This window comes from Planomonospora algeriensis (genome assembly GCF_977012225.1).
In genome coordinates, this window is sequence record NZ_CDRNDK010000648.1 from 1 (window position 1) to 2,808 (window position 2,808).

Annotated in this window: 3 protein-coding genes; 2 read left to right on the top strand and 1 reads right to left on the bottom strand. The window is 74.9% G+C overall.

Annotated elements, in window-relative coordinates; all coding sequences use genetic code 11:
- Positions 1-398, top strand: a 398-nt coding sequence (locus ACWJ6R_RS33930; RefSeq protein ID WP_449066137.1) for a hypothetical protein, incomplete at its 5' end; no start/stop codon positions are given.
- A 24-nt stretch (positions 399-422) separates the two neighbouring features.
- Here ACWJ6R_RS33930 and ACWJ6R_RS33935 read toward each other — a convergent pair.
- On the bottom strand, positions 423-1,418 hold the full coding sequence (locus tag ACWJ6R_RS33935) for a helix-turn-helix transcriptional regulator (RefSeq protein WP_449066138.1): 996 nt from the start codon (positions 1,416-1,418) through the stop codon (positions 423-425).
- A 63-nt stretch (positions 1,419-1,481) separates the two neighbouring features.
- Here ACWJ6R_RS33935 and ACWJ6R_RS33940 point away from each other — a divergent pair, with 63 nt between their 5' ends.
- Positions 1,482-2,750: an epoxide hydrolase family protein gene (locus tag ACWJ6R_RS33940; RefSeq protein WP_449066139.1), complete on the top strand. Its 1,269-nt coding sequence runs from the start codon at positions 1,482-1,484 to the stop codon at positions 2,748-2,750.
- The last annotated feature ends 58 nt before the right edge of the window (positions 2,751-2,808 follow it).

The window sequence follows — 2,808 nt, forward strand, 5'->3', positions numbered from 1 at the left end:
CGCTGCGCCCCGCCGCCGCGCTCACCGCCGCCGGGCTGCTGGCCCACCTGGCGCTCCAGGGCGCCTACGCGCACCGCATGTCGGCCATCGCCTACGAGGGCCGCGAGCGGGTACGGCTGGCCACCGAGGAACTGCGCCGCCTGGGCGTGCGGGCCCCGTGCACGGTCTACGGCCAGTCCGGCGTCCAGATCGGCTACCTGCTGGGCTGCCGCTCGCGGGGACTCGTCCGCGACTTCCCCCGCACCCCGCCCGCCCCCGTCCGGCGGGCCCTCGACGCGGGCGATCGGCTGCTGCTGGTCTACCGGGGCACCGCCCCGCCCCGCTACGCCTCCGGCTGGCGGGCGGTGCGGCTGCCCGGCGGCTGGCGGGCGCGCTTCTCCCCCGCCTGGGACGACTGAAGGCCGCCCCACCGGCCCGCTACATCACCCCGGCCCGGAATCCGGCCCTTCCGCATCGACGCCCCGCGCCCGCACGGCCCGCAGGCAGCGCTCGGCGTGGGCCCGCAACTCCTCGGCGAGCTCGGCGGGACCCTCGGCGAGGGTGAAGCCGACCCCGACCGAAGTGATCATCCACACCAGGTCCGCGGGGCTCTCGGCGCCGACGCGCAGCAGGCAGCTGCGCCCGTCGACCGCCTCGAGCACGCCCATGCCCGGCCAGACCCGCTCGGCCGCGGCCTCCGCCGGGACGTGCAGCAGCACGCTCGCCTGCCACGGCCAGGCCCGCCACGACAGCCGCCGCGCCAGGTAGGCCGCCACGTCGCCGTCCGGCGGGTCCCGGGGCGCGAAGCGCGGGCCGGTGGGCGTGCGGGGCACCAGCCGGTCCACCCGGAAGGTACGCCAGTCGTCGCGGCCGGTGTCCCAGGCCACGAGATACCAGTGCCGGTCGAAACTGACCAGGCGGTACGGCTCGACGCACCGGAGCGTCTCATCACCGTGCGGGCCGGTGTAGTCGAAGCGCAGCCGCTCGCGGCGGCGGCAGGCCTCGGCGACCGCCATCAGCGCCTCCGGACTCACCTCGGGCCCGGTGCCGCCGACCCGCACGGTCGCCGCGTTCAGCGTGTCGACCCGGTGCCGCAGCCGAGACGGCAGCACCTGCTCGAGCTTGGCCAGCGCCCGCAGCGACGTCTCCTCGATCCCGGCGACCGAACCGCCCGCCGCCGTGCGCAGCCCCACCGCCACCGCGACCGCCTCGTCGTCGTCCAGCAGCAGCGGCGGCAGCACCCCGCCCGCCCCCAGCCGGTAACCGGCGCTGCCCTGCGTGGCGTGCACCGGGTAGCCGAGCCCGCGCAGCCGTTCCACGTCCCTGCGGACCGTGCGCACGGTGACCTCCAGCCGACCGGCGAGCTCGGCGCCCGACCACTCGCGGCGGGTCTGCAGGAGCGACAGCAGCCGGAGCAGCCGCGCGGAGGTGTCCACCATGTCTTCAAGACTGCCGGACCCTTAGGACCGGATCCGTCCTAAGGGCCTCGTAGCTTCACCGGCATGACGAACCCGCACCACACCGCCGCCCCCGAGACCCGCACCGAGACCGATGCCGGACCCCGGCCCGGGATCCGCCCCTTCCGCATCGACGTCCCCCAGGCGCGGCTCGACGACCTGAACGCCCGCCTGGCCGCCACCCGATGGCCCGACGAACTGCCCGGCGTCGGCTGGAGCCGCGGAGTACCCCTGGCCTACCTGCGGGAACTGGCCGAACACTGGCGCACCGGCTACGACTGGCGCAAGCACGAGACCGCCCTCAACACCCACCCGCAGTACCTCACCGCCGTCGACGGGCAGAACCTCCACTTCCTGCACGTACGCTCCCCCGAACCCGGCGCCACCCCGCTGCTGCTGCTGCACGGCTGGCCCGGCGGTTTCGTGGACTTCCTCGACGTCATCGGCCCGCTGTCGGACCCCCGCGCGCACGGCGGCGACCCCGCCGACGCCTTCCACCTGGTCGTCCCGTCCCTGCCCGGCTTCGGCTTCTCCACTCCGCTGGCCGGACCCGGCATGAACGCCGCCAGGATGGCCGCGGTGCTGGTGCAGCTGATGGAGCTGCTCGGCTACGACCGCTACGGCGTGCAGGGCTACGACACCGGCTCGTGGGTGGCCCCCCACCTCGGCGGGCAGGCCCCCGACCGCGTCATCGGCATCCACCTCAACGCCCTGCTCGCCTTCCCGATCGGCGCCGAGGGCGAGACGGACGGCCTGTCGGAGACCGAGCAGCGCCGCTGGCAGGCCATGCAGGACTTCAACGACGGCTACCTGCAGTGCAACTCCAAACGGCCGCAGACCGTGGCCTACGGGCTGCACGACTCCCCCGTGGGCCAGCTCGCCTGGATCGTGGAGAAGTTCAAGGAGCTCACCCACCCCGAAGAAGCACTGCCCGAGGACGCCGTCGACCGCGACCGCATCCTGACCGACGTCTCGCTGTACTGGCTGACCGGCACCGCCGGATCGGCGGCGCAGATCTACTACGAAGAGATCTCCGCCGCCACCTGGAGCGACGCCACCGGCACCGACGGCACGGGGGCCGCGGACGGCACGGACCGCGATGAACCCTCCACCGCCTGGGACGCAGCCTCCCGCGCAACCGTGCCCACCGGCGTGCTCGTCTCCGCCCACGACGTGACCGTCCACCGCTGGGCCGAGCGCGACCACAACGTCGTGCGCTGGACCGAACTCGACCGGGGCGGCCACTTCCTGGCGATGGAGGAACCCGGACTGCTCATCGACGACGTGCGCGCCTTCTTCCGCGCGCTGCGCTGAGCGGGCCCGCCGCGACCGGCCCTCACCCGCCCAGCAGGCCGCGCACGCCGCCGGCGCG

Bases quoted from the DNA above. Each gene is read 5' to 3' on its own strand.
- ACWJ6R_RS33935 (WP_449066138.1), bottom strand. From the start codon at position 1,418: ATGGTGGACACCTCCGCGCGGCTGCTCCGGCTGCTGTCGCTCCTGCAG.
- ACWJ6R_RS33940 (WP_449066139.1), top strand. From the start codon at position 1,482: ATGACGAACCCGCACCACACCGCCGCCCCCGAGACCCGCACCGAGACC.